Consider the following 3,097-nt stretch of genomic DNA (forward strand, 5'->3'; position numbering starts at 1 on the left):
AAACCCTCCTAAATCATAAGATTTAGAAGGGTTTGCTTCGTTTAGTATTTCTACTGGCGGAGAAAGAGGCTCCGATGTCTTTATAATAATACCAGTAAATACTAGGTTTTCAAAACATTTTTTAAGAACAGGGTCACCAATTGGGTCACTAGACTTTCAAAGTCTTTTTTTTAGTTATGTAATGGTAAGGAATAAGAATTTAATTTATTCACTATTTGATATTGACATTAATATCCATGACTTTGTATGGGGTGTATATGCAAATAAAAATAGCACCATTAGTTAATCTGCATTTTTAAAAATATTATTCTTTTTCCAGAATTCTTCAATTGTTTTGTATTCGATAGTAAGTAGAATGCCTTTTTTTCTGTTGTTCTAGATTTTATTAAATTCGAAAATATCGAATACCATATGCTCTTTTGAAAGGGTATTACCAAAAAATTATTCTGTTTTCAAAGTCTTAAAAAAGCTCTCCTGTACTACATTATCACAATAATTTATTTCCCAGTCATGTTTCTTGTAATGACTTTATAAGAGTCAATTAAATTGTTAAACTGAACTCCTCTGTCAGAATTAAGCACTAATCCTTTTTTTAAAGGCTTCGATTTTTAACTGCCGTTCTGTAAGCTGTCAAAGTAGTTTCCTCTGCGCTCACAGCATTACTCAATCTCAAACCTGTAATTTTCTATAATAGAGGTCTAAAACGGTTGTTAAATATATAAAACCCTCTTTTACTGTGGTAGAGGTAATGTCTGATAGCTAAACTTTTGACGGCTATGTAACCACAAATTCTCTGCTCAAAACATTTAGGAATTGAAATTCAATGGATTTCTACTATGAAAGGACAGGTTGTTTTTCAAAGTAAAATTTTTGATGTCATAAATATGTTTGAAAACCTTTATCGAAATTACAGAATGATTGAGATGGATTAAACAGTCTAAAATTTTTTTTAATTATGTTTTTTGCCGAAGTACAAAGGTTGTTAGTCGAATTTTTAACTCGTATTTAGACCTAATCTGTAATTTTAGTTCCGAATGAAATTAAAATGATAAACCGAGAGATGATTAGAGATGAAATAAGTTATAAAGAAGCAGGGAAATTTGAAGAAACACGTTGTGAGAAAATTCATAATGTTATTTTTGATTCGTCACTTGAAGCTTCAATTTTAGTAGCTCGTGAAATAGCTAATTTAATACAAAGGAAAGAAGAATTAAATGAACCTTGTGTTTTGGGTTTAGCAACAGGATCTTCTCCTATAAAAGTCTACGAAGAACTTGTAAGAATGCATAATGAAGAGAAACTAAGTTTTAAAAATGTGGTAACTTTTAATTTAGATGAATATTATCCTATGGATAAAGAAAGTATTCAAAGTTATTTTCATTTTATGCATGATCATCTTTTTAATTATGTAGATATATTACCTGAGAATATTAATATCCCTGATGGAGAGGTTAGTTCACAAGAACTTTTGCAATATTGTATCGATTACGAGATGAAAATTAAATCTTATGGAGGATTAGATTTTCAACTACTAGGAATTGGAAGAACGGGACATATCGGGTTTAATGAACCAGGTTCTCATATTAATTCTGGTACAAGAAGTATTACTCTAGATCATATTACTCGCATCGATGCAGCATCTTCTTTTTTAGGTATTGATAATGTGCCTAGAAAAGCCATTACAATGGGTATAGGTACGGTGAGAAAAGCAAAGAGAATTGTACTTCTTGCATGGGGTATTAGTAAAGCTGAAATAGTAAAAGATACAATTGAAGGAGAAAAATCATCTCAAGTACCAGCAACATATTTGCAAGAGCATAATAATACAACTTTTGTTTTAGATAGGGATGCTTCGTCTGAATTAACAAGAGTAAAAACTCCTTGGTTAGTTAAGTCCTGTTTTTGGAATGATGATTTAAAGCTTAAAGCTGTTGTTTGGTTAAGTGAATTAACTAAAAAACCTATTCTTAAATTAACAGACAAAGATTATAATAATAATGGGATGTCTGGCTTATTAGCCGAAGTAGGAATAGCGTATCATTTGAATATTAAAATGTTTAATAAATTACAACATTCTATAACGGGTTGGCCCGGTGGTAAACCTGATTCGGAAGATACTAATAGACCAGAACGTTGTATTCCTGCCAAAAAAAGAATTATAATTTTTAGCCCTCATCCAGATGATGATGTAATTTCAATGGGTGGAACGTTTGATAGATTAGTTGAGCATGGGCATGAAGTCCATATAGCTTACCAAACATCAGGAAATTTAGCTGTTTCTAATGAAGAAGGTTTAAAGTTTGCCGAAGTAGCAGAGATTTTAAATCCTGGATCTAATGCGTCTAGTACTATTATTCAGTTTTTAAAGAATAAATCTAAAAATGATATTGATCCAGTTGAAGTAAGAAAATTGAAGACATTTATTAGAAGAAGTGAGTCTTTAGGAGCTACGAGATATTTAGGTGTGCCAGATGAGAATGTTCACTTTCTTGATCTTCCTTTTTATGAAACTGGTACAGTAAAAAAAGGTAAACTTACTGATACTGATATTAAAATTATGTGTGATCTTATCGAAGATATAAAGCCACATCAAATTTATGCGGCAGGAGATTTAGCTGATCCACATGGAACTCATAAAGTTTGTTTGGACAGTTTATTTGAAGCATTAAAACGATTAAAGAGCAAAACATATATGGATGATTGCTGGGTATGGTTGTATCGTGGAGCATGGCATGAATGGGAGTCATGGCAAATTGAAATGGCAGTACCTATGAGTCCTGATCAAGTGCTAAAAAAGCGTCATGCAATATTTTACCATCAATCTCAAAAAGATGGAGTGATGTTTCAAGGGGATGATTCTAGAGAATTTTGGGTTCGTGCTGAAGATAGAAATAGAGGTACAGCAATCAAGTATAATGATTTAGGTTTAGCTGAGTATGCTGCAATAGAGGCTTTTAAGCGGTATCGTTTTTGAAAATATATAAGAGTTAATGAATATTTTTTGGTTTAAGTATTTGTTTTGGACACTGTCCCGTAAAGTGTGTAAGTTAAAAAAATAGGGGTTTGCCTTTTTAATTAAAGTTGAACCCTTTTTTCA

General features: G+C 31.4%; 1 protein-coding gene. It reads left to right on the plus strand.

The features are described 5' to 3' along the window. Positions 1–1,060: 1,060 nt before the first annotated feature. On the plus strand, positions 1,061–2,974 hold the full coding sequence (gene nagB / locus QO182_RS19380; protein WP_371563693.1) for a glucosamine-6-phosphate deaminase: 1,914 nt from the start codon (positions 1,061–1,063) through the stop codon (positions 2,972–2,974). Positions 2,975–3,097 lie beyond the last annotated feature (123 nt).

The organism is Flavobacterium sp. Arc2, assembly GCF_041431385.1.
Classification (GTDB): domain Bacteria; phylum Bacteroidota; class Bacteroidia; order Flavobacteriales; family Flavobacteriaceae; genus Flavobacterium.

Excerpts from the sequence above, each read along its gene's own strand:
- nagB (WP_371563693.1), top strand. The coding sequence starts at position 1,061 with ATGATTAGAGATGAAATAAGTTATAAAGAAGCAGGGAAATTTGAAGAA.